The 23,556-nt window shown below is 46.0% G+C and carries 24 protein-coding genes; 14 read left to right on the top strand and 10 right to left on the bottom strand.

What is annotated here, in order from left to right:
* Positions 1-192: 192 nt before the first annotated feature.
* From recO to Q4A84_RS07825, 11 genes are all read left to right on the top strand, one after another.
* Complete coding sequence (gene recO / locus Q4A84_RS07775) at positions 193-939, top strand: DNA repair protein RecO (RefSeq protein WP_303088365.1); 747 nt, start codon at positions 193-195, stop codon at positions 937-939.
* A gap of 63 nt (positions 940-1,002) precedes the next feature.
* The gene (pdxJ, locus tag Q4A84_RS07780; protein WP_303088366.1) at positions 1,003-1,728 is read left to right on the top strand and encodes a pyridoxine 5'-phosphate synthase; all 726 of its coding nucleotides are present in this window, start codon (positions 1,003-1,005) and stop codon (positions 1,726-1,728) included.
* A gap of 97 nt (positions 1,729-1,825) precedes the next feature.
* Positions 1,826-2,227 carry a holo-ACP synthase gene (gene acpS, locus Q4A84_RS07785; RefSeq protein WP_303088367.1) on the top strand — a complete coding sequence of 134 codons (402 nt, stop codon included), beginning with the start codon at positions 1,826-1,828 and terminating at the stop codon, positions 2,225-2,227.
* Position 2,228: 1 nt separating this feature from the next.
* Complete coding sequence (locus tag Q4A84_RS07790) at positions 2,229-3,011, top strand: RsiV family protein (protein WP_303088368.1); 783 nt, start codon at positions 2,229-2,231, stop codon at positions 3,009-3,011.
* 27 nt (positions 3,012-3,038) lie between these two features.
* Positions 3,039-3,848, top strand: a complete 810-nt coding sequence (locus tag Q4A84_RS07795; protein WP_303088369.1) for an NUDIX domain-containing protein — start codon at positions 3,039-3,041, stop codon at positions 3,846-3,848.
* Complete coding sequence (locus Q4A84_RS07800) at positions 3,848-4,285, top strand: hypothetical protein (protein WP_303088370.1); 438 nt, start codon at positions 3,848-3,850, stop codon at positions 4,283-4,285. The genes Q4A84_RS07795 and Q4A84_RS07800 overlap by 1 nt, the downstream gene beginning before the upstream one ends.
* A gap of 102 nt (positions 4,286-4,387) precedes the next feature.
* Positions 4,388-4,666 (top strand): accessory factor UbiK family protein, encoded by a 279-nt coding sequence (locus tag Q4A84_RS07805; RefSeq protein ID WP_303088371.1) that lies wholly within the window; start codon positions 4,388-4,390, stop codon positions 4,664-4,666.
* 7 nt (positions 4,667-4,673) lie between these two features.
* Positions 4,674-6,170: a YifB family Mg chelatase-like AAA ATPase gene (locus Q4A84_RS07810; protein ID WP_303088372.1), complete on the top strand. Its 1,497-nt coding sequence runs from the start codon at positions 4,674-4,676 to the stop codon at positions 6,168-6,170.
* 186 nt (positions 6,171-6,356) lie between these two features.
* Positions 6,357-7,310, top strand: coding sequence for an SPOR domain-containing protein (locus Q4A84_RS07815; RefSeq protein ID WP_303088373.1), 954 nt, complete (start codon positions 6,357-6,359; stop codon positions 7,308-7,310).
* Positions 7,311-7,326: 16 nt separating this feature from the next.
* Positions 7,327-8,031, top strand: a complete 705-nt coding sequence (locus Q4A84_RS07820; RefSeq protein WP_303088374.1) for a thiol:disulfide interchange protein DsbA/DsbL — start codon at positions 7,327-7,329, stop codon at positions 8,029-8,031.
* A gap of 178 nt (positions 8,032-8,209) precedes the next feature.
* Positions 8,210-9,037 (top strand): undecaprenyl-diphosphate phosphatase, encoded by an 828-nt coding sequence (locus Q4A84_RS07825; protein ID WP_303088375.1) that lies wholly within the window; start codon positions 8,210-8,212, stop codon positions 9,035-9,037.
* 85 nt (positions 9,038-9,122) lie between these two features.
* On the opposite strand, the gene Q4A84_RS07830 is transcribed toward Q4A84_RS07825, so the two are convergent.
* From Q4A84_RS07830 to folB, 4 genes are all read right to left on the bottom strand, one after another.
* Complete coding sequence (locus Q4A84_RS07830) at positions 9,123-9,575, bottom strand: chemotaxis protein CheX (RefSeq protein ID WP_303088376.1); 453 nt, start codon at positions 9,573-9,575, stop codon at positions 9,123-9,125.
* A gap of 21 nt (positions 9,576-9,596) precedes the next feature.
* Complete coding sequence (locus Q4A84_RS07835) at positions 9,597-9,962, bottom strand: response regulator (RefSeq protein WP_303088377.1); 366 nt, start codon at positions 9,960-9,962, stop codon at positions 9,597-9,599.
* A 25-nt stretch (positions 9,963-9,987) separates the two neighbouring features.
* The gene (locus Q4A84_RS07840; RefSeq protein ID WP_303088378.1) at positions 9,988-12,165 is read right to left on the bottom strand and encodes an ATP-binding protein; all 2,178 of its coding nucleotides are present in this window, start codon (positions 12,163-12,165) and stop codon (positions 9,988-9,990) included.
* Positions 12,166-12,682: 517 nt separating this feature from the next.
* Positions 12,683-13,033, bottom strand: a complete 351-nt coding sequence (gene folB / locus Q4A84_RS07845; RefSeq protein WP_303088379.1) for a dihydroneopterin aldolase — start codon at positions 13,031-13,033, stop codon at positions 12,683-12,685.
* Between the two features lie 65 nt (positions 13,034-13,098).
* Here folB and plsY point away from each other — a divergent pair, with 65 nt between their 5' ends.
* Entirely contained in the window at positions 13,099-13,710 is a 612-nt protein-coding gene (gene plsY, locus Q4A84_RS07850; RefSeq protein WP_303088432.1) for a glycerol-3-phosphate 1-O-acyltransferase PlsY, read from the top strand.
* A 77-nt stretch (positions 13,711-13,787) separates the two neighbouring features.
* Here the strand turns inward: plsY and Q4A84_RS07855 are convergent, their stop codons facing one another.
* Positions 13,788-14,477 carry an energy-coupling factor ABC transporter permease gene (locus Q4A84_RS07855; protein ID WP_303088380.1) on the bottom strand — a complete coding sequence of 230 codons (690 nt, stop codon included), beginning with the start codon at positions 14,475-14,477 and terminating at the stop codon, positions 13,788-13,790.
* Positions 14,478-14,761: 284 nt separating this feature from the next.
* Positions 14,762-15,097 (bottom strand): hypothetical protein, encoded by a 336-nt coding sequence (locus Q4A84_RS07860; RefSeq protein ID WP_303088381.1) that lies wholly within the window; start codon positions 15,095-15,097, stop codon positions 14,762-14,764.
* Between the two features lie 252 nt (positions 15,098-15,349).
* Between Q4A84_RS07860 and Q4A84_RS07865 the strand changes: the two genes are divergently transcribed.
* Positions 15,350-18,451: a DNA translocase FtsK gene (locus Q4A84_RS07865; protein ID WP_303088382.1), complete on the top strand. Its 3,102-nt coding sequence runs from the start codon at positions 15,350-15,352 to the stop codon at positions 18,449-18,451.
* A gap of 102 nt (positions 18,452-18,553) precedes the next feature.
* On the opposite strand, the gene Q4A84_RS07870 is transcribed toward Q4A84_RS07865, so the two are convergent.
* The 4 genes from Q4A84_RS07870 to Q4A84_RS07885 all read right to left on the bottom strand — a co-directional run bounded on the left by Q4A84_RS07870 (position 18,554) and on the right by Q4A84_RS07885 (position 21,480).
* On the bottom strand, positions 18,554-18,877 hold the full coding sequence (locus Q4A84_RS07870; protein ID WP_303088383.1) for a DUF2322 family protein: 324 nt from the start codon (positions 18,875-18,877) through the stop codon (positions 18,554-18,556).
* A 183-nt stretch (positions 18,878-19,060) separates the two neighbouring features.
* Positions 19,061-19,687 (bottom strand): uracil phosphoribosyltransferase, encoded by a 627-nt coding sequence (upp, locus tag Q4A84_RS07875; RefSeq protein ID WP_303088384.1) that lies wholly within the window; start codon positions 19,685-19,687, stop codon positions 19,061-19,063.
* A 203-nt stretch (positions 19,688-19,890) separates the two neighbouring features.
* Positions 19,891-20,199 carry a Grx4 family monothiol glutaredoxin gene (gene grxD, locus Q4A84_RS07880; protein ID WP_303088385.1) on the bottom strand — a complete coding sequence of 103 codons (309 nt, stop codon included), beginning with the start codon at positions 20,197-20,199 and terminating at the stop codon, positions 19,891-19,893.
* 24 nt (positions 20,200-20,223) lie between these two features.
* Entirely contained in the window at positions 20,224-21,480 is a 1,257-nt protein-coding gene (locus tag Q4A84_RS07885) for an RsmB/NOP family class I SAM-dependent RNA methyltransferase (protein ID WP_303088386.1), read from the bottom strand.
* Between the two features lie 352 nt (positions 21,481-21,832).
* Here Q4A84_RS07885 and Q4A84_RS07890 point away from each other — a divergent pair, with 352 nt between their 5' ends.
* Positions 21,833-23,545 (top strand): proline--tRNA ligase, encoded by a 1,713-nt coding sequence (locus tag Q4A84_RS07890; RefSeq protein ID WP_303088387.1) that lies wholly within the window; start codon positions 21,833-21,835, stop codon positions 23,543-23,545.
* Positions 23,546-23,556 lie beyond the last annotated feature (11 nt).

Below are 23,556 nucleotides of genomic sequence, written 5' to 3' on the forward strand. Positions count from 1 at the left end.
CCTGTTCGGGCATTCGAATCCTATTCAGCTAAGGAATCTTTCATAACCAGTTCGGCTCCGGTTGCAATAATGGGAATAGTTGATCAGAGGCGAGAGATTTATTTTGGTTAATATCTATGTAGAGCAGGCTTGCTTCCTGCTTCAAAAGCCTTCATTATTACAACCTTTATTTGTTGTCTTTGATCGATAATAATGTCTGATAAATCGCTTCGTATCAACCATCAGCCTGTATTTTTATTGACTGCATTGCCGTGGAGAGAGAGTAGTTTACGGTTGGAGGTGTTTAGCCGTAATTATGGGAGAGTGGTTTTGTTGGCACGTAGTGCGCGCAAGAGGCAAAGTGAGTTGCGCGGTGTGTTGGTGCCATTTTTGCCGATCAGCGCATCGTGGTATGGTAGTGGAGAATTGAAGACGTTGCATCGTGCTGAATGGTTGGGTGGATGGGCTTTACCGCAGGGAAGGGCATTATTTAGCGGTTTGTATGTTAATGAGTTGATATTGAGACTGACTGCTCGAGAAGACCCTCATCCAAAGCTTTACGATGCGCTGGCTGGGTTGATGCGTTCGATTTCTGATACACCGGATGATATTGCCGCGCTGCGCCGTTTTGAGTGGATTTTGTTGAAAGAATTGGGTTTTGCTCCGGATTTGAGACAAGATGAGCAGGGTAGAATGATAGACTCTACACAAATTTATTGGTTGGGTGCGGAGCAAGGGGCGGTTTTATTGGATGGGAACGATAGGCTGTCTGAAAGGAATAATTTGGGTGTGGTAATCAGTGGTAATGTTTTGATCCAATTAGATAATGGTAAATTTGATAATGGAGAGGACTTGCAACAGGCCTTGAAATTGACTCGTATGCTCATTGATTTCCACTTGCCGAATGGCATTAAATCGAGACAGGTATTGCAGCAGATGCAGGCTTTTCAAATTACTTAAACCGAATGCCTGTCTGAAAGCTTAAATTCACTATATTCGGATATAAAAAGAAGGAAATATAAAATGCTTTTAGGTGTTAATATCGATCATGTAGCCACTTTACGCAATGCGCGAGGAACGTCTTATCCTAGCCCCTTGGAAGCGGCATTAGTAGCGGAAACTTATGGTGCAGACCTGATTACTTTACATTTGCGGGAAGATCGTCGGCACATTAAAGATGATGATGTATTTGCCATTAAGAGTGCGATTCGCACGCGTATGAATTTGGAAATGGCTTTAACGGAAGAAATGCTGGAAAACGCTTTGGCAGTGATGCCTTCGGATGTGTGTATTGTGCCGGAGAAACGGCAGGAAGTAACCACGGAAGGTGGCTTAAATGTATTGGCACAACAAGAAAAGATTGCTTCTTTTATTCAAGTTTTAGCCAAAGCAGGTATTCGTGTTTCTCTCTTTATTGATGCCGAGAAAGCACAAATTCAAGCGGCGAAAGACGTAGGTGCTCCGGTTATCGAACTGCATACCGGCGCTTATGCTGATGCACGTGGTCATCAAGAGCAGGCAGTGGAATTGGCACGTATTGAAACAGGTGCCGGCTTTGCGGATGAGCTTGGTTTGATTGTCAATGCCGGTCATGGATTAACCATTCATAATGTTACGCCTATCGCACGCATTATGGCTATTCGCGAATTGAATATCGGTCATTCTTTAATGGCGCAGGCTCTATTTTTAGGCCTGCCTGAAGCTATTCGTCAGATGAAAAACGTAATGAATCAAGCACGTGCTTTTTGATAGGAACCAGCGTGCAGGTTGATAGTCAAATGAACTGAATTAGCATGGTCGTTTTCAGACAGGCTTGTCTGGAAATCTTGAAGATTAAGGAAAAAGCATGATTTACGGAGTCGGTACGGATATTGTTTCTTTGAGTCGTATTGCGCGGCTGCATAAGAAATACGGTTACGCTTTTGCCCAACGTTTGCTTAGTCAGATTGAATTGCTGGAATTTGCACAGGCGGGTAAGCCGGTTAATTTTTTAGCCAAACGTTTTGCTGCCAAGGAAGCATTTGCTAAAGCAGTAGGTACCGGTATTCGCGGGGTGGTGTCGTTTTATCGTATAAGTGTCGGGCATACTGAATTGGGACAGCCTGAGTTTATCTGTGAACCATCTTTGCAAGCATGGTTGGATGAGCGGGGTATTCGGCAAGTCCATTTGAGTATGAGTGATGAAAACGATATGGTGCAGGCGTTTGCCGTGGCTGAAAAATATTTTTCAGACGGCAGAGGAAAGTGAGATGAAAATAAAATATTGTTTGGCCGCTATTGCTTTGACCTTATCGGCAGTTGGAGTGCATGCGCAAGCACCACAGATTGCCGTGGAAAGAATTGAGACCGGATATTGTTACCGGCAAAAACAACAACAATGCAGCGCGGCGGAGATTAATCGGTTGGTTTTTGATAATTTGGCATTTACGCAATATGCCGATAATTTGATACTGAAAGATTTGGACGGATTGACAGCACCCAGTCAGTCTGCTTTGAAGCAGTGGTTGATTAGCAAAACGAAGGCTGAGGCGAAATCAGGCAAAGATTCACGCATGCAGTTTAAAAGCAGTGTGAAGCTTGAGGGTTACACACCGGCTTATATGGTTTTGAAAAAGGATTACTACGAATATTTAGGCGGTGCCCACGGTAATGGCTATACAAGTTTTTATGTTTTAAACCGTAATGGCGCGCCGAAAAAGATAATGTTGGCGGATATTGTGTTACCCGATCAAATGCCACGTTTGCAAGCCGAACAAAAACAGGCTTGGTTGGAATATCCTCGGAAAGACAAAAAGATGAGTAACGTGGAGATAGGGCAAATCTTGAGCAATTTTCCGTTTCAAGCTACTGGTAATTGGAATTTTCATCCCAACGGCTTGATTTTTTTCTTCCAGCCTTATGAAATCGCTCCTTATGCTTTAGGTCGCCCGAAACTAGTCATTCCTTTCGAACGATTGCAAGGTGTTGTCAAGCCGGAGATTCTGCAAGAGGCGGCGCGATATCAGTCTTTAAGTGCTGTTCCGAAAAATTAGCCTGTCAATCAATGCTTGTCTGAAAATATGGAAACTTCTGAAGATTCACTCCCTTTGTTGTATGTGGTTGCCGGTGTCGTTTTAAACGAAGCCGGCGATTACTTGTTAGCCTCTCGCCCTGAAGGCAAGCCTTATGCCGGATATTGGGAGTTTGCCGGAGGGAAGGTGGAACCGGGCGAAAGCGAGCTTGAGGCGTTGAGACGCGAATTTGAAGAGGAATTGGGTATTCACATTCATCATGCGACGCCGTGGTTGACCAAAATCCATGCTTACGAGCATGCACGGGTGCACCTGCGTTTTTTCCGAGTTCGAGCGAAAGATTGGTCTGGACATTTACAGGCGCGGGAAGGACAACAATGGTCGTGGCAGAGAGCGGGTGATTTTACTGTGTCGCCCATGCTTCCGGCTAATGGGCCTTTGTTGGCTGCATTGGCCGTACCCACTGAATTACAAGGCAGTGTAGAACATGGCTTCACAGGCGAGAATAGGGTTGGCGAATACCGTGTCGTGCCGTTTGCTTTGTGGGAGCCTACGCACCACGCTTGTTTAATCAGTGAATCCGAATTGGGTCATTATGGTAGACGGCCACAGGCGGAAAGTGTGTGGGTAATCATAGAAAATGCCGCACAGTTGGTACGTGTACCGGATGCTGACGTATTGGTTTGGAGCATATCAAGCGATTTGGGAGTGGAGCAGCTTTTTCAAGTTCTGCGCGAAGGCGTTGGTGTGCCGCTGGTGGTATTGGCTCAAACAGGCCTGTCTGAAAAATACCGCGATGCTTGGCTGGAGGCAGGAGCTCATGCGGTGGTAACGGATTCTGGAACAGGGTTGGTTTGATGGCGAATAAAAAACACAAAAAGTTATTGTTGGCAGGCGTCTTGTTATTAATTTTTGCGGCAGTGAAGCTGGCAGCTTTGTATTTTTGGAATCGTGAACAGAATCCTGTACATCAGGTTGCATCTGCTTGTAATGTAGAGAACGGCTGCGTTTTGCCTGACGGTAGTAAAGTTATTTTCAATGGGCCGCTTGCTACTCGTATACCTTTTGATATTCAATTGGAAAATGTACCGAAGAATACCGAAGCCGTTTACATTAGTTTTAGTATGCGTGACATGGATATGGGCTTTAATCGTTACGATTTGAAGCGACAAGCCGACGGTTCATGGCGTGCGAATCAGGTGCGATTACCCGTGTGTAGCGCCGGTAGGCGCGATTATCTAGCCGACATCCATATCGGTAACCAGACTTTTCAGACAGGCTTTACTGCTAAATGAACAGGTTTAAGCGGGTGAACTGGCCAAGCGCGTTTTCAGACAGGCATTTATTCTATACAATAACTCTATTCTCCGTTGCCTTATAAAAGAAAGGATGCCGTTATGTTGGGCCAAAAATTGTTTGAGGAAGTAAGCGCGAAAGTAAGTGAAACTATCGCCAACAGCCCCGCAAAAGATGTTGAGAAAAATGTGAAATCCATGTTGGGTAGCGCATTTAACCGTATGGATCTGATTACTCGAGAAGAGTTTGATATTCAGCAGCAGGTTTTAATTAAAACCCGTACCAAACTGGCAGAATTGGAAGAGCGTTTGTCCAAGCTGGAAGCGGCCTCGGGTGCGTCTTCCTCTGTAGAAGCACACGGCGAAAAGCCTGAGGAATAAGCAGAAAATGTCTTTAGCGGTTATCTATAGCCGCGCCTTGAGCGGTATGGACGCACCTTTAGTGGAGGTGGAGGCGCATCTTTCCAACGGCTTGCCTCAATTCAATATTGTAGGCTTGCCGGATACAGAGGTGAAAGAAAGCCGCGATCGAGTGCGTGCGGCCATTTTGCAAAGCGGATTTGATTTTCCCGCCGCTAAAATTACTGTCAATTTGGCGCCCGCCGATTTGCCTAAAGAATCTGGTCGCTTCGATTTGCCGATTGCATTGGGCGTGTTGGCTGCGTCAGGTCAGATTATGCAAGACAAATTGGCAGAATATGAATTTGCCGGTGAGTTGGCTTTGTCCGGAGCGCTTCGGCCTGTGCGAGGCGCATTGGCTATGGCGTGGCAAGGCGCGAAGTCCGGTCGTTCGTTTGTATTACCCAGGCAAAATGCGGAGCAGGCGGCTGTGGTAAGTAGCATTGCCGTTTTTGGTGCTGAAAACCTAGGTCAGGTTGCAGCTCATCTGAATGGTATCGAGCCTTTATCTCAGGCCATAGCCCTGCAAACAACATGCCTGTCTGAAAGTTCGAACTTGCCGGATATGCAAGATGTAAAAGGGCAGCATACGGCCAGATTGGCATTGGAAATTGCCGCCGCCGGTGGCCACAGTCTATTGATGGTCGGCCCGCCCGGAACCGGAAAATCAATGTTGGCGCAACGGTTGCCTGGTATTCTGCCGCCGCTAACCGATGACGAACTGATTTCCGTATGGGCTTTAAAATCTTTATTGCCGCAATATATGCAAAATCTCAGTTCGGCCAGACCATACCGTTCGCCTCATCATAGTGCTAGCGCCGTTGCCTTGGTTGGTGGTGGTTCTGACCCGCGCCCAGGAGAGATTTCTTTAGCTCATCAGGGTGTTTTGTTTTTAGATGAATTACCTGAATTTGACCGAAAAGTCTTGGAAGTTTTGCGCGAACCGTTGGAAAGTGGTGAAATCCATATTTCACGCGCTGCGCGTCAAGTCACTTATCCGGCCAATTTTCAGTTAGTTGCTGCAATGAATCCTTGCCCTTGCGGTTATCTCGGTCATCCCGTCAAACCATGCCGCTGTACACCTGACAGCATACGGCGTTATCGCGATAAAATTTCCGGTCCTCTGCTAGACCGAATTGATCTGACCATAGAAGTTCCTAGTTTATCTGCAAGCGAATTGACACAAGCACAAACAGGGGAAAGTAGCTCAGTAATACTGCAAAGGGTAATAACAGCCCGAGGCAGGCAGTTGGCAAGGCAAGGTAAGATTAATGCACAATTAAGCGTAACGGAATTAGAGGAAATCGCCGTAATTAGTGACGAAGCAAAAGAAGCATTGATCGGATTATTGGAAAAACTTTCCCTTTCGGCTCGGAGTTTTCACAGGATTATGCGGATAGCGCGGACGTTAGCTGATTTAAACGCCGACGAAGAGGTTGGCCGCCAGCATATGTTGCGGGCAGTAGGCTTTCGAAGGGCTTTATAATCGGTCTGTAAGTTAAATAATCTGATTGATTATTTAACTTGGAAGTTATTTGTAATGGAAAGTAAAACGGGTTAGGCAGTCGCCTTGATATTTTGCTAGAATAAGCGGCTAATTTTATTGCAGGCTAATCTGATTTTCCGTTTGCCTGCAGCTTTAGGAAAACCAGAAAATCTAAAAGGTATCGTAATGAACGCGAAAAAACAACATGGAAAAGGTCTTTCCGGCTTTTTTATCGGTTTGCTCTTGGCTACCGCCGTTATTGCCGGTGTACTGTTCTTTCTGAACAAAAACGGACAATCTTCCATGAAAGAGTTGCCTAAACCAGAAGAAAAAGCGCCGAAACCTGAGATTCTGGTGCCTCCGGGTGCATCGTCTCATTCTTCAGAACCGACATCTGAACCGAAATCGGAAACTGTAACGTCTCCAGCTTCTAACGAGAAACATAGTGAAGATACAGATCAGCAGCCGAATAAGGCGTCTGGTGGAGATAATACGGCTTTCGAAGAGCAACAAGTAATAGACGGGCAATCTTCACAAGAAACGACAATGCTTCCCGTCCCTCCGAAAGTCCCAACGGAAGAAAGCAGAGCTGTCAAAGAAGCCAGAAGACAGGCTCTGATAAAAAAACAAGCGGAGATAAAAAAAGCTGAAGCCGAGCGCATCAGAAAACAGGCTGAAAGCAAAACCAAACAAGAGGCAAAAATCAATCCGACGCCGGAGCAGATTCTGGATAGTGGTAGCGTGGAAAAAGCGCGTCAGGAAGCACGCAAGCGTGCGGCAGATGATGCAGAGCATAAACGCGCAGAAGATGTTTTGAACGGTAGAAGTGGGTTTGGTGAAAAACAGGGCAGTAAGCCAGTTTCCAGCAACCGACAATCGCCCGTAACTGAGAATACTTCCTCTAATAAAGGTGGCAAAGTGATTGTACAAATTGGTTCTTATAATAACCAACAGGCTGCCGACGTACAACGTAGTAAATTGGCTATGGCAGGGGTATCAGCTAATGTGGTTCAGGCGGAAGTAAATGGCAGCACTATCTATCGTGTTCAGACTAGTGTATTGAGTGCGTCTGAAGCTACTGTGACCCAGAAAAAATTGCAACAACGCGGCATTGCTAGCTTTGCCCGTTCTGTTAAATAACAAGGAAATTTTCAATATGAAAGCAAAGAAAATCGTATTATTGGCCGGCTTGATGCTCTCTATCGCGGCAAATGCGTCAGCCGCGTTGGTTGAGGGTAAAAATTATACTGTGCTGGCTAAACCCATTCCACAAGAGCAACCTGGAAAAATTGAAGTATTAGAATTTTTTGGGTACTTCTGCGTACATTGCTACCACCTTGATCCGATTCTATTGAAGCATGCTAAGGCATGGCCGGGTGATACTTATCTGCGCAGCGAACATGTGATTTGGCAGCCTGAAATGGAGGGACTTGCTCGTGTTGCGGCAGCGGTAAATCAATCCGGTTTAAAATATCAAGCGAATCCTCCCGTTTTTAAAGCCGTCTATGAGCAGAAAATCAATTTAGGAGATCCTTTGACATTCAAGAAATGGGCTTCAGAGCAAACTTCCTTTGATGCTAAAAAATTGATTGCCGCATATGATTCTCCAGCCAGCGAAGCAGCGACCAAACGAATGGCTAAAATGACGATGGATTATCAAATTGATGGAACGCCCACTGTGATCGTCGGCGGAAAATATCAGGTTAAGTTTGAAGGTGGCGATTGGAATGCCGGTGTACAAACAATTGAGGAATTGGTTAATAAGGTGCGTGAAGAACGTGGTATGAAAACACCAGCTCCGAAAAATGCAAACAAGCTGAAAAGTAAGGGTGCTTCCTTCGCGAAGTTAGCCAATCAGTAAGTTGATAAGTGTTAATCCTTTCAGGCAGTCTTTAAGGCTGCCTGTCTTTTATAAGATGGTAAAAGTTATATTTATGATATAAGTCTTTTTTCCACTTTTTGTGTGAAGTGGCCAATATAGTTTTATCAAACATAAATTGCTAATCAATGAGGATAGAGGCTTTTAGCCGACAAAAAATATGGATATTGTGTTGCTGTTTAAAGCTCTAATTTTGGGCATTATTGAAGGTTTGACTGAATTTCTTCCGGTTTCCAGTACCGGGCATTTGATTGTTTTCGGCAACCTAATGGATTTTCAAAGTAATGGTAAAGTATTCGAAATAGCTATTCAGCTAGGCGCTGTATTGGCTGTTATCTTTGAGTATCGGGCTCGATTTACTCATGTAATTACCAATGTAGGAAAGGATAAAGCAGTAAATCGTTTTGTGCTGAATCTGATTATTGCTTTTATTCCGGCTGCTTTGGTTGGCTTTTTATTTAGCAAACAGATTAAAGAAGTTTTGTTTAATCCGATTAGTGTGGCGACTATGCTGGTTTTAGGCGGTTTCTTTATTTTATGGGTGGAGCGACGGGAATTATCTCATAAGCCAAAAGTTTTCAATGTAGACGATATGACATCGAAGGATGCATTGGTCGTTGGTTTGGCGCAAATCTGTGCGCTTGTTCCTGGAACCTCACGCTCAGGGAGTACAATTATGGGCGGTATGTTATGGGGCTTGGATCGTAAAGTGGCAACAGAGTTTTCATTTTTTCTTGCCGTTCCTGTTATGATTGCTGCAACAACTTATGATATTTTGAAAAATTATAAATTTTTTAATCTGCAAGATGTCGGTCTCATTGCTGTTGGTTTTGTTGCAGCTTTCGTGGCAGGTTTGTTGGCAGTAAAAGCATTGTTGAAATTTGTCAGTGCAAAAAATTATGTTCCGTTTGCTTATTACAGAATTATTTTTGGCGCTTTGATTTTGTTGACTTGGAAAATGGGTTGGGTACATTGGACCTTGGATTGATTTAAGTTGCTATAAATAGAATTAAGAAAAATGCCTGTCTGAAAAATTTTCAGATAGGCATTTTATCTATATCATGAGCGAGATATCAGCTTTTTTGCAAGGCGATAACAATAGCTGCATCGTATCGTCCCCATTCGATTGGAATCACAAATGAACGATCACGCCTTGGTAACATAATTTCATCTGGTTCTCCACGAATAACAATCGGTACCGATATTTGGAGCGTTTCTCCTAGTACTCTGCGTGCATTACCAGCGATCGTATTGGATACCTCTCCGATAATGTCTATGATATTTTCTTCTGAAGTATCTTTTTCTCCCATTAAGGTTAATAGGCGTTGAGCTAACTCTTTGGGTGAGGTAAAATATACAATCCCTTGTGCGTAACCCGAAATCGCAATGACTCCGGAATATTGTTGAGCAGCGGGCATAGCATTTTCTACGAGATAAGGTGTTCCTACGAAAATTTCTTCGCTTGCGACATGATTGAAATATTGTTGGACACCTTCTAAAAATACTTGTAATTGAGCTTCTTTCATTTTAGTTCTTCGTCTTCCTGTTTATAAATCTTCAGTCATTTCTTTTAGTGCGCTAAATAGATCTTCGTCTGAAAAAGGTTTGAAAAGAAACCCTCTTGCTCCGTATTCCAAAGCTTTAATTCCTGTTGCTTTGTCGGATAGGGCAGAAATAACTAAAATATTGGCATTTTCATCCAGTTCGATAATTCGTTGTATACTGGTTAACCCGTCCATTTGAGGCATAGTTAAATCCATTGTTACTAAATCAGGACGTAGAATTTCATAAAGTGCAACCGCATCTTTGCCATCTGCGGCGGTAGCGACCACTTCGAATCCCGTGCTTTCTGAACTGCGAGTAATGCGGTTGCGAATAACATTCGAGTCATCAACAATCATAATTGTCGGCATCTTTATTCTTTCTTATGGTATCAGATTAAAGTTTTTTGGGTATTGTCAATACAATACGCGTATAAGCTCCGATTTTGGTGGCAAGAGCAACTTTCCCTCCTAACTGCTGAACACGCTCTTTGATTATGTCCATTCCTATTCCTCGGCCGGCATCTTCGGTATTATTTGAGGCGGTTGAGAAGCCATGTTCAAAGATCTGTTGCACTAACTCTTTGGTGTCTAACCGGGCAGCTTGTTCTTGGGAGTAAGTGCCATTTTCAATTAGTTTTCGTCGGATTTTTTCATGATCTATACCTGTGCCATCATCTTGAACTGTTAATTTTATGGAACCATTGCTGGTTTCCTCTAAATCCAAGCGTAAATGACCTGCAGCCAATTTATGTTTGTTCAAACGGTCTTCCGGAGGTTCAATGCCATGTACTACAGCATTACGCAGCATTTGGATTGCCATTTCATTCAAATGGCTTTTTACGTTGACATTTAGAGGAGTATTATCCATACCGGTACAACTGAAATCGACCTGTTTTCCATTTCTTTCAGCCAACCCTTTTACAAATTTTGATAGCTGTTCCTTGATGGGCTCGGAGTTGAAAACATGGCGCGCTGAATCACCACCATTGCCCGCAATACGATTATTTAAGTCTTCAATTACTTCCGTTAAACTAAATAACTCTTCCAATGAAACGGTTAGTGGTAAGAAATCTTCTCCAACAAGGGTGGTTTTGCGTTGTAAATCTTTTAGCAAGGTTTCCAGCACTTCGGCTAAGGAAACAAATCCTTGCAGATTAAGTGAGCTGGCATCGCCTTTCATACCGTGAACTTCACGGAAAATACGACGGGCTTTGTCTGAAAACTCAGATTGGCCTTGAACAGGTTCTTTCAGAATTCCGTTGATATTTTCATTTCTGGTCTTAGTGTGGGTAATAAAATCAGACAAAAGCTGCGAATCCGTTTTCAATATGGTGTTAAGCATCTCCATACGCAGATCATTCTGTTCGCGCTCCGCTTCGATTTTATCTTCTAACAACACGGCATGAGTTACGTCGTTAACGTTGACTAACACGCGGGCAATGCTGTCTTCATGATAAACACGATTGAATTTAAAATCGAAATAACGAATTTCTTTTTCCCCTGAATCGTTAATCATGTTGACTGGGCAGCGAACCAACGGATTCAAACTGGCAATTAGTCGCTCTTTCGTGCGGGGATTGTAGAGCTGTTGTACAAAACTGCCCGCAGTATCTAAATCTCTTGCATTGGCAACCATATCGGATAATAAGTCCAATAAATTTTTCCCCGCTAGGTTCTTTTTGCCTAATAAACGTTCAAGTTCAGCGGAATATTGGGAGCCAATGTTCAGGTTTCTGTCCAATAGGAATAATCCGCTGCTAACGGTTTGCAAGATTTCTTTAGTTTCATTCCTGGCGGCAGCGGCAGCTTGGTCGGCTTTGCCTAACCGGCGCATGAAAAGGCCGATGAATAATAAGAAATAGAGCAGGGAAAGAGTAATGCCGGTGATTTGGATGCGTTGCATCAAAACCGCTTTTTTGTTCATGTCATTATTGATGGAAACAATAATGTCATCAATGTTTTCATAAATGTCTTGATAATTATCGTGAGTAAATTCAGAAACTTCTTGAGCAAAATTAGGATTTTCATTAGAAGTAACTTTATATTTCACGACCTTATGAATCAGGGGCTGATAATCCTTCCAGATACCTTGTACTTTAGCTAAGGCTTCACGGGTCCCCTCTGCGCTGAGAGGTTGCAGGAAGTTATGGCCTTCAACGATAGTATAGTGACCGCCTTTATCCAGAGCAGTAATGATTTCTTGGAACTGATGACGAGATTTTTCCAATTTTTTTTGTAGTTCCATGCTTTCTGCATCATTTTCTTGCAGTTTAGCTTGGTAAGCCGTTTCGTTTTTTTCGGCTCTATGTTTTTTCTCGTCGTGTTTTTCCAAGGTCAGAATTTGTAATGCTTGGGTAGCAGTAACAATATCATAGGCTGTATCACTCAGCGTGCCGGCAGCATCAATTTGTACTTGGTTGACTTGGATTTGCTGGGATATTTGGCTGTTGACAATCATTACGCCAGATATGAACACCAGAAAAACAGCAACTGAGATGGTAACTTTGCGGTAACGTTTGGTCGAGGAACCTTGGAGTTTTTCTAATCCAGTGACATTTCGTGTTTTATCCATAATTATCGTCCTTAAATCAACTGAGAGATGGGAGTAGATCGTATGAAATACAATCGTAGTGTTCAGGTGGCTCACATCTAAGGCCGCATAGTATCGTGAAATAATCAGTAGACATTAAATTTAATGTCATGTTCGAGAATTGCTTGAACATGATATAAAAATAATTATTTTGAGGACGACTTCACTTGCTTTTGCAACTTCAGTGAGTGTTAGTATTTATTTTGAATAACAAATGGACTTTGTTAATCGTTTTCTCCGTGTTGCGCGTAATATAGCAAAATAATTTTTAAGGTTATAGTGATGGATTTGCAAAGATATGGTTAAGTATCGAATTGTAAATAATGATGTTTATATAAATCAAAGGTATATGGTTTATTGAGAGAATTCAAGGCTTAGCAGATTCCGCAACTTTTTTGCATCATTATTAATTTGAGAATGTTTTTTGAATAGAGTGGGAAATTGGATTATATCTGCCCGTCTGAAATTCATTAATACATTTTAGACAGGCTTGGAGAGGTTATTCGGCTCTGCGTTCGATTTCTACTCCGGCTTCTTTGACGCCTGCCAGAATACCTGGTTTCACGATTCGGATGCGCACCCAAAGTGCTCGGAAGTCTTGCAGAATCAAATTGGCGATATGTTCTGCCAGTGCTTCGAGCAACATAAAATTTTGGTTGCTTAAGCTGCGACGTACTGCATCACACACGTCTGCATAATGAACAGTGTCGGCTATATCGTCGGAGGTGGCCGGTTTTTCGGGAATGCCAATGTCTAAATCTAGCAATAAGGTTTGTTTTTGTTTGCGCTCCCAGTCGTAAACGCCGATTAGGGTTTCGGCTTTCATGCCGTGTAGAAAGATTTTATCCATTTTTTTTTTCAACCGTTTCAGTTAGAATCATGCGTCTTTTATTCTAAAGCAAAAAAGATTCCATGTTGGTAAATTTATTGGCTGTTGTCGCAGCGTATTTAATCGGATCGCTTTCATTTGCGGTGATTGTGTCGAAACTTTACGGTATGGATGACCCGCGTACGTACGGTTCGGGAAACCCGGGCGCAACTAATGTGCTGCGTAGCGGCAAGAAGCAAGCGGCGGTGTTGACTTTGTTGGGTGATGCGTTCAAAGGCGGCTTTGCCGTTTGGCTAGCCTTGGTATGGCAGAGTCGCTTGGGTTTGAGCGATGCGACGATTGCAGCCGTGGCGGTCGCAGCACAAATCGGGCATTTGTGGCCGGTATTTTTCGGATTTAAAGGCGGTAAAGGTGTGGCGACGGCTTTAGGCGTGTTGCTGATTATGTCTTGGCCGACTGCGCTGGTGTGTGTTGCTGCATGGTTGCTGGTGGTTTTTCGTTTTAAAGTTTCCTCTCTCGGAGCCTTGGTGGCGAGTGGTGTTAGCCCGATAGCTGCGTATTTTTTGATGTCGCAAAGTTCTTGGATATTGGCGACTTTGCTTATTGCATTGTTGGTGATTTATCGTCATAAAAGTAATATTGAGAAGTTGCTCAAAGGTAGCGAGCGTAAAATTGGGGATAAAGCAGAGAAGCCTTAACTTGATGAGTATGTTTTGATAGACAATGCCTGTCTGAAAACTTTTCAGACAGGCATTGTGGTTTTTTGAGGGTATCTTTATTTCCAGATGTCGGCTTTGCGGTTCAAATAACGGGCGTCGTCGAATGTGCCTAACATAGTGGGAACCAGTGCGACAAAAATAGCAGAAAAAATACCACTTAAAAATGCTTCGCCCCAAGCGATCAGGAAAAACACTTTAAATGCGGTGTGCCAAAGTAAAACATTGGGGAAGGTGCCCGACCATTCCAATAGGGCAACAATTAATGCGCCGGTTAGCAGCATGCCTAATGCTGCGGCAATAAAACCGTTTACAAAAATATAGATGAACAAGTTGGGGGATAAATGGCGTTGTGCCAGAGAAAGTAAAAGGCGACACGCCATAACCGGAGGCAATAAAACGAATAAGGCATTTAAGGCAAACGTATTCAGTCCCGAAAGGCCGTTTGTGATGCATAGATAGGGTAGGAGCAGCAAGCTGCCTATCCAGAAGGCCGCTGGTGCACCGAGCATTAAGGTTGCCAGGCTCATGCCAAGTAAGTGGTAGCTCATGCCGGTAAGTTGGCCTCCGCCTATATTGGCACGCAAGCTCCATAGTAATGCCAACCATAATAAAGCTGCTGCTGCGGCACGCGGGCGATATCGTAAAACCGCCCAAGCTTTTGGGGTAAAAGCCGCCAGCAGAAGCACCAATACAATGTCTGCAATATAAAACCAAGCAGGCTCAAACCATGCGGCAAGGAAATTCATAAACCGGCCATTAGTGGGAATATTAAAGAATGGTGTTTTTTCTATTTTCTAAAGCTTAGAGATTATTCTAAAGCTTAGAGATTATAAAGAATGCCTGATGCATTGGCAAAATCATTGAATAGGGTTTTCTGGCTATGTCGATAATCGATAAGAAGGATAGTGGTTCTGAATTAAGTTAAGATACAGATAAAATCTCCCCATATGTCAAGATTTATCCAGATTGAAATAGCCGAAGGCAAATAAAAAGCCCTATGGTTGAATAGAGCTTTGATTTTAAAGATTTATTATTTAACGATTTCAACCTGCCCATGATCGTCACAATGATCGCCGTGCGGATGATGCAAGCGTCCGTTAACGATATAATCAATATGATCGCCGTGCGGTACGGCTTCGTGACCGCAACCTTCTCCGTGCACATGGCCTGCGCAGTCTTGTATCGGATGACAGCCGTCTGGGTTAGTCGCATTGATTTCTAAAGTATGCTCGTCGTAGTGGCCGTTGTGCGCATGATGAAGATGGCCGTCATGAAGATAGTCGGTATGATCACCGTGTTTGATGGCAGTGTGACCGCAATTCGCACCGTGAACATGTTCATGATTAGGATGAGTTGTGCAAGACATGATGCGCTCCTTGAATTGAAATGAATGAAAAATATTGATAACAAGCAATATGTTGAGAAATTATAACATAGTTTGCAGGCTGAGTGCGTTGCGTTGTTTATTATGAGGATTTAGCCTGTTAATGATATAGAAGTTAATGTTTGCTTGAATCCTTGTTTCTGTTAGGCAATCTTGTTTTCCTTCATAGAAGAAATTTAAAAAACAAGCTAAAATAGCCGCTTTGCAGAAAACCTAGCGAAGGCTGCTTTTGTTATGTTGTGGATTGTTTTACTGATTGTTTTACTTGCTGCCATCGGCGTGCTGTTGTGGTTGCGCCAGCGCCAGGAGCGCGAATGGCAGATGGAGATGACTTATCTGCGTCGCCATGAAAACGAAAGGCCGGATTTGCCGGAAAATATTAAAGAAGCCAAAGTCATCCGCGGTACTTCTCCCAATCTGCAAAACAGCCGTGACACCCGAAAAACGGCTGAAGAAAGTAAAGTGGTGTACGAGCGTACTATTGAAAAATTGCGCGAAGTGGCGCCTAAGCGCGTACGCAAACTAGATGCTTTGATGGGTAAATTGAATCCTGAAGAGCAGGGCGGTTTGGAAGAGTTGCCGATTTTTGCAGGGGCTGACAGGCAAACAAACGAATTTGTTGAATTGCCTGATGAAGCGAGTAGTAGTTCGCAGGCAGCCGATCGTTTGCGCCAGATGCTTGGCAGAAATCCGGTGCGTTCTTCAACGCCCATTCCTTCCATCGCTTCTTATTTGGCTGATGCCGAACGTGGGCAAAGGCAGGAAAGCGCAGAGCGAAACCGCGCTGCGGTAACACCAGACGAGCTCTCTTTGGCCTTGGCTATGCCGCAATCCGTTCCTGATATCGTTGATTTTGATATGGATCCGCGCATGTTGCGCAAGCCGCATAAACCTGATGCCAACTTGCCGGTGATTTCTTTGGAAGAGGCGACCCGCAGCCCGTGGGTGCAAGTGCCGCCGATTATGGAGCGACCGAAGGTTGGGCAAGCGAGGCAAGGAGCGTCTGCCCGCCGTCAGACCATTACTTTGGATGATCCGGCTGTGGCTCGCACCCGTGCGCGCACGTTGGCCGAAGTCAACAAACTTTATTTAGAAAATTATCGTCCGGAAATACAGGAAACACGCCATTTGCCGCCGCAGCATACCGTTATCGATGAAACGGATATTCAGACCAATCTGCAATGGCAGCGCGTATCCCATTACAACCGTCAACATATACAAGAAAACATTCGTACCCAACATTCCGGCCCTGATGTGATTCCGGTGGAAGAGGTTTTTGCCAACAGCATACGCAACGGCTTGCCTGCTTCACGTCGGTTCCGCCGTGCCAGCAGCTCTGCTCATGAAAGTGTGATTCCTGAAAGTACCCGAATTGATCAGGCGCATGTTACTCAAGTGCGACCGATGGTGGCGGCTGGCTTGAATAAACCTGCCGCTACGCCGCTTTATCAGGCGCGAAGCACCGTTTCTGCGCCTGTGAGTGTGCTGCCTGCGCCTGATGCGACAGTGGTTGAGCCGCCTGTGGTGCCGGAAACGCCGAAACCGGTGGTGGATATTCCGGAACCGCCGGTCTTTAACCGAGACGCGCCATCGCTTCAGTCTGCTGCGCCATCGGTTAATGCGCACATTACGGATGTGCCAGGTTCGCTGATTCGCGAACGGCTAATCAGCGAATCTGCGCCTGAAATTCCGTCGCAAGAGCTTGAGGCTCAGATTGTGTTGCCTGAGCAGACGTTGGATTCTGAAAATGTCGGACTACAGGATAACGGCTTGTCTGAAAACATAGGCAATGTTTTATCTGTTGCTGAAGAAGCGGCTACCTCATTGCAATCGCAAGTTGATATTCAGACAGGCTATTCTCTGCCTGATGCCTCATTGTTGCTGCCGCCGCAATTTGATGCTGCAGCCACGCAGAGCGAAGACGCTTTGTTGGAAAACAGCATTACTATCGAAGAAAAGCTGGCGGAGTTTAAAGTCAAGGTAAAGGTGTTGGACGCTTATGCGGGGCCGGTGATTACACGCTATGAAATCGAGCCGGACGTGGGCGTGCGCGGCAATGCTGTTTTGAATTTGGAGAAAGACCTGGCCCGTTCGTTGGGGGTTGCGTCTATCCGTGTTGTGGAAACCATTCCGGGTAAAACCTGTATGGGGTTAGAGCTGCCTAATCCGCGCCGACAGGTTATCCGCTTGAGCGAAGTATTTAATTCTCCTGCCTTTTATGAAAGTGCATCCAAATTGACGCTTGCTTTGGGGCAGGATATTACCGGCGCGCCGGTGGTAACGGATTTGGCCAAGGCACCGCATCTTTTGGTTGCCGGTACGACGGGCTCGGGCAAATCGGTGGGCGTCAACGCCATGATTCTTTCCATGCTGTTTAAAGCTTCGCCGGAAGACGTGCGCATGATTATGATAGACCCGAAAATGCTGGAATTGAGCATTTATGAGGGCATTCCGCACTTGCTCGCGCCAGTGGTAACCGATATGAGGCTGGCGGCCAATGCGTTGAACTGGTGTGTGAACGAGATGGAAAAACGCTACCGCCTGATGAGCCATGTGGGTGTGCGCAATTTGGCCGGTTTTAATCAGAAAGTGGCGGAAGCAGCCGCTCAGGGCAGGAATATTGCCAATCCTTTCAGCTTGACGCCCGAAACGCCCGAACCGTTGGAAAAACTGCCGTTTATTGTGGTGGTGGTCGATGAGTTTGCCGATCTGATGATGACGGCAGGTAAGAAAATCGAAGAATTGATTGCCCGGCTGGCTCAAAAAGCGCGTGCAGCCGGCATCCATCTGATTTTGGCCACGCAGCGCCCGAGTGTTGATGTGATTACCGGTTTGATTAAAGCCAATATCCCGACTCGCATTGCCTTTCAGGTTTCCAGTAAAATCGACAGCCGTACCATTCTCGATCAGATGGGGGCGGAAAACTTGCTGGGTCAGGGCGATATGCTCTTTCTACCGCCGGGAACAGGTTATCCGCAACGGGTTCATGGTGCGTTTGTACAAGATAGCGAAGTGCATGCGGTAGTGGATTATCTGAAACGATTCGGCGAGCCGGATTACATTGATGATATTTTGACTACGGGGGTCGGCGGCGACGATATGTTTAGCAATGCGGCGGGCGGCAACAATGATCGGGACGATCTGTATGATGAAGCGGTAGCCACCATCATTAAAACGCAAAAACCCAGCATTTCCAATTTGCAACGTCATCTGCGCATCGGCTATAACCGGGCGGCCACTTTGTTTGACATGATGGAGGCCAACGGTGTGATTTCGCCGGCCGAGCCTAATGGAAAACGTACGATTTTGGCGCAAAGCATCGCTCATTTCGATTGATTGGTTTGTAATAAAAATGCCTGTCTGAATTATTCAGACAGGCATTTTTATTATGAAGAAAGCTTTATTTTGAAGGAGCAGATATCAAGTTTCGATGACGTATTATTGGTCTGCTCCGATAGGCAGCAATTTCAATTCAAGATTTTGAGCTTGAACGCGGAAGAGTAAATCAATATTGGGGTGTTTGCCCGGATGGTTTTGGGCATCGGCAACGTGTTCGGCAAACCATGCCAAGCCTTGTCGGGCGGCTTCGGCGTTGAGTGTGCCGTGGAATTGTTGTGCCAGTGCATTGTAAAGTTTTAAAGAACCCAGTTTGCCGGGGGAGGCCGGGATTTGGTGTAAAACTTTTCCCTCGGCATCGGTAACATCCAAACCGCTAAGATGGTTGATATCGGGCATGGCGGCGAGGTTTTCTTGGAAATTCATATCGTGCTTTCTTAATGAGTGATGCCTGCCTGTAAAATGTTCAGACAGGCATTGGTTGGAAAACGGCTGTTTGTATGAAGCGTACACCAGTGGCAGCCAATTTGAATGATGTTTATGGTTTGCCATGACATTAGCCGGTTATTTCGTTTGGCCTTCTCCGGTTTGCAGTCGTGCATCTGGCCTTTAGCGTGTGCCGAAAATCTTATCGCCCGCATCGCCCAGACCGGGAATGATATAGCCGTGTTCGTTAAGATGGCTGTCGAGTGCGGCGGCGTAGATGGTTACGTCGGGATGCGTTTCGTTGACCAGTTTCACGCCTTCCGGTGCGGCGACCAAAACTAAGGCTTTGATATTGCGGCAGCCTTTCTGTTTGAGCAAGTCGATGGTTGCAACCATAGAGCCGCCGGTGGCCAGCATGGGGTCGATAATCAGTGCGGGGCGGGAAGCCATGCTGTCGACGAATTTTTCAAAATAAGAAACGGGCTTCAGTGTTTCTTCGTTTCGTTGCAGGCCGACCACGCTGATTTTGGCGGTGGGTATCAAATCCAATACGCCGTCGAGCATGCCGAGGCCGGCGCGCAGAATAGGCACTACGGTTAAGGTTTTGCCCTTAATCCGTTCGCCTTCAATTTCGCCGCACCAGCCGTCGATAATGTATTTTTCAGTGTCGAAATCGCGGCTGGCCTCATAGGCCATCAAGCGAGCGAGTTCGGTGGTTAGCGTGCGGAATTTATAGGTGCTGCATTCAGCTTCGCGCATGAGGGTCAGCTTGTGTTTGACCAGCGGATGGTCAATGACGGTTATTTTCATCGTGAGCTCTCTTTGTTCGTCTTTCGGGGCGGCGTTATTATAAAACTTTTGCCCGTTTGTACCAATCATTAAGGTATGCTGTTTGGTGCTTTTCTTAATCAAGCAGGAAGCGGCTTTATACTGCGGCGGAATGAGCGGGATACATAAAGCCTGTCTGAATTTTTCAGACAGGCTTTGTTAACGGGAAGCAGATTGGATGTGTATTAGGCTTTCAGCGCTTCTTGCAATTCGCCTGCTTCATACATTTCCATCATGATGTCGGAACCGCCCAGAAATTCGCCGTTTACATAAAGCTGGGGAATAGTTGGCCAGTTGCTGTATTCTTTGATGCCTTGGCGCACTTCATCGTTTTCCAATACGTTGACGGTAACGAAATCGGTGCAGCCGGCGGCTTGCAAGAGTTGTACGGCACGGGAGGAGAAGCCGCATTGCGGGAATTGCTTGGTGCCCTTCATGAATAATACGACGCGATGGGTGTTTACGACTTCTTTGATTTGATCTTGAATGCTCATTACGAATTCCTAGAATGGTTGGGATTAGTTTCGTTCGAACACGGCGGCGAAAAAGCCGTCGGTGTGGTGTTCGGCGGTGTTCAGGCGCAAGTATACACCTGTATCGAGCGGAATTTTATAGTGATTTAATACCGAGGCGCAATCAACCGCATGCCAATCCGGATGTTCGGCCAGAAAACGGGCGGCTTGCTGCTCGTTTTCCTGCGGCAGAACGCTGCATGTGGCATAGACCAAACGGCCTTTCGGTGCGACTAATTTGGCGGCTTCGGCCAGAATCGAGGCTTGCTGCGTTTGCAACGCGGCTAACGAATCGGGAGATTGTCGATATTTCAAATCGGGATTGCGGCGTAAAGTACCTAAGCCGGAGCAGGGCGCGTCAACCAAGACGCGATCGGCTTTGCCGTACAGGCGCGCGATGCGAGGGTCGGTTTCATTGCTGATGCGTTCGGGGTGGATGTTGGTCAGCCCGGCGCGCACCATGCGCGGCTTGAGGTTGGCAAGGCGTTTTTCGGAAATATCGAAAGCGTAGATGCGGCCTTTGTTGGCCATCATGGCGCCAATTGCCAGTGTTTTGCCACCTGCGCCTGCGCAGAAGTCAACAACGATTTCGCCGCGCTTCGCACCGAGTAATTGTGCCAATAGCTGGCTGCCTTCATCTTGCACTTCCAGTGTGCCGTCAAGAAACAACGGGTGTTTGTTTAGCGCCGGCTTGTCTTTAAAACGAATGCCCCACGGCGAATAGGGCGCTGCTTCTGCCGCCAATGCTTCCTCAGTCAGTTGCGCTAAAACTTTATCGCGTTTGCCTCGCAGCAGATTAACACGCACGTCTAGCGGCGCGGTTTGGTTGGCGCTACGGCCGAATTGCAGTATGTTTTCTTCAGAAAGTTGAGCTTTTAAAACTTCAACCAGCCATTCTGGCAATTCGGCGGCGGTGCATAGATTGGTTGAAAATTCGTTTTTACGTGCCTTTAATTGGGCTAGAAATTCTGTTTCTTCTTGGTTCAGTAATGCTTGGATGCGGCTGATGTTCACACCGCGGCCGAGCACCAGAGCCGCTAAGGCGGCTTTATGCGGCTGGGCATGCGGGCGGCGTAAAACGGCACTGATTTTTTGATAATGGCGCAAAGCGGCGAAGGCAGTTTCTGCAATTTCGTGCCGGTCTTGGCGGCCCAGTTTTTTATGTTCGCGAAAATAGCCCGACAGCATCGTATCGGCAGGTTGTTTGAAGGTTAGTATGTCGGCAAGAACGGCGGCGGTGTGGTCTAATTGAGTAGGCGTCATATCGGGCGGGGCAAATCGTTTGAATCGCCGGATTATAGCAAGATTATGCCTGTCTGAAAAAAAGCAGATGGGCCAAGCGAAGCCATACACATGTTTTGTGGATAACCTTGTGGGTAAGGTAGTGGTAAGCAGAAAAACAGGCTGGCAAGTCGAGGGTGGTCTATGATTGATTAAAAATGAAGCAAATATTTTCATATAAAATCAATTAGTTAATCTGTTTTTGTTGATTTGAAAAGGATTTTTCAAAATGAATAACACATGATTTTTCAGACAAGCATTCCGTTTACACGGTTGTGCCCGGTTTGGGGTACAATCCACCATCTCCGTAACCAGAATTTGATTAGAGCCGACGATGAAAGCCAGCCAATTTTTTATTTCCACTTTAAAAGAAGCCCCTGCCGAAGCTGTTTTATCTAGCCACCGCCTGATGATACGGGCCGGTTTAATTAAAGCCGTTGCTTCGGGTCTGTATACTTGGATGCCGATGGGATTGCGCGTGTTGCGTAAAGTGGAAAATATCGTACGAGAAGAAATGAACAAAGCGGGCAGCGTGGAATTGCTGATGCCGGTGGTGCAGCCGGCCGAATTGTGGCAGGAGAGCGGCCGTTGGGAATTTTATGGCAAAGAATTGCTGCGGATTAAAGACCGGCACGAGCGTGATTTCTGCATGGGTCCGACCTGTGAGGAAGTAATTACCGACATTGTGCGCAAAGAAATCACCAGTTACAAGCAGCTTCCCAAGAATTTCTATCATATTCAAACCAAATTCCGCGATGAAGTGCGCCCGCGTTTTGGCGTGATGCGTGCGCGTGAGTTTGTGATGAAAGATGCGTATTCGTTTCATGCCGATTATGAATCGTTGGTGCGCGACGGCTATCAGCCGATGTATGACGCATATTGCCGTATTTTCGACCGTCTCGGCCTAAACTATCGTCCTGTTGCAGCGGATACGGGCAGCATCGGCGGCACGGGCTCGCACGAATTCCAAGTTTTGGCCGAAAGTGGAGAGGATGTGATTGCTTATAGCGATACTTCCGATTTTGCCGCCAATGTCGAGCTGGCAGCGACCTTGCCGCAGCAAGGCGAACGCGCCGAGGCAGCCGAGAGTCTGACCAAAATCCATACGCCCGGCGTGAAAACCATCGCCGAATTGGTGGCGTTTCTCAAACTGCCGGTTGAGCGCACATTGAAATCCATTGTGGTGGAAGGCGAAGAAGAAGGCGAGCTGGTGTTGCTGCTGTTGCGCGGCGATCATGAGTTTAACGATATTAAGGCGGAAAAGCTGCCCGGTGTTAAAACTCCGCTGATCATGGCGCCTGCATCGCTGATTCAGGCACAGTTCGGCGCCAACGGCGGCTCGCTCGGGCCGGTTGGTTTCAAGGGCAAAGTGTATGCGGATTATGCGGTTGAAAAACTGGCCGATATGGTTATCGGCGCCAACGAAGACGATTACCACTATACCGGTTTCAATTTTGGCAGAGATTGCTCCGAGCCTGAATTTGCCGATTTGCGCAATGTGGTGGAAGGCGATCCCAGCCCTGATGGCAAAGGCTGTCTGAAACTGGCGCGCGGCATTGAAGTCGGCCATGTTTTTCAGCTGCGCGACAAATACTCCCAAGCCATGAATGCCTCATTCTTAGACAATAACGGTAAATCGCAAATCATGGAGATGGGTTGCTACGGCATCGGCATTACCCGAATCGTAGCAGCCGCCATCGAGCAAAACAACGACGAACGCGGCATTATCTGGACCGATGCGATGGCACCTTTCCAAGTGGTGGTTGTGCCGATGAATTACAAAAAATCCGAAGCCGTGCGCGATGCCGCAGATAAGATTTATACCGATTTGTTGGCTGCCGGAGTAGATGTTTTGTTGGATGATCGCGATGAACGCGCAGGTGTGTTGCTAAATGATTCGGAATTGCTCGGCATTCCGCACCGCATCGTGATTGGCGACCGCGGCCTGAAAGAAGGCTTGGTAGAGTATGCCAGACGTGTTGATAACGAAGCGAAAAGCGTAGCTTTGGGTGAAGTGGTTGCAAACATCGTGGCTACGTTGAAGTAATAAAACCCTAT

This window comes from Neisseria sp., from assembly GCF_030527965.1.
GTDB lineage: Bacteria > Pseudomonadota > Gammaproteobacteria > Burkholderiales > Neisseriaceae > Neisseria.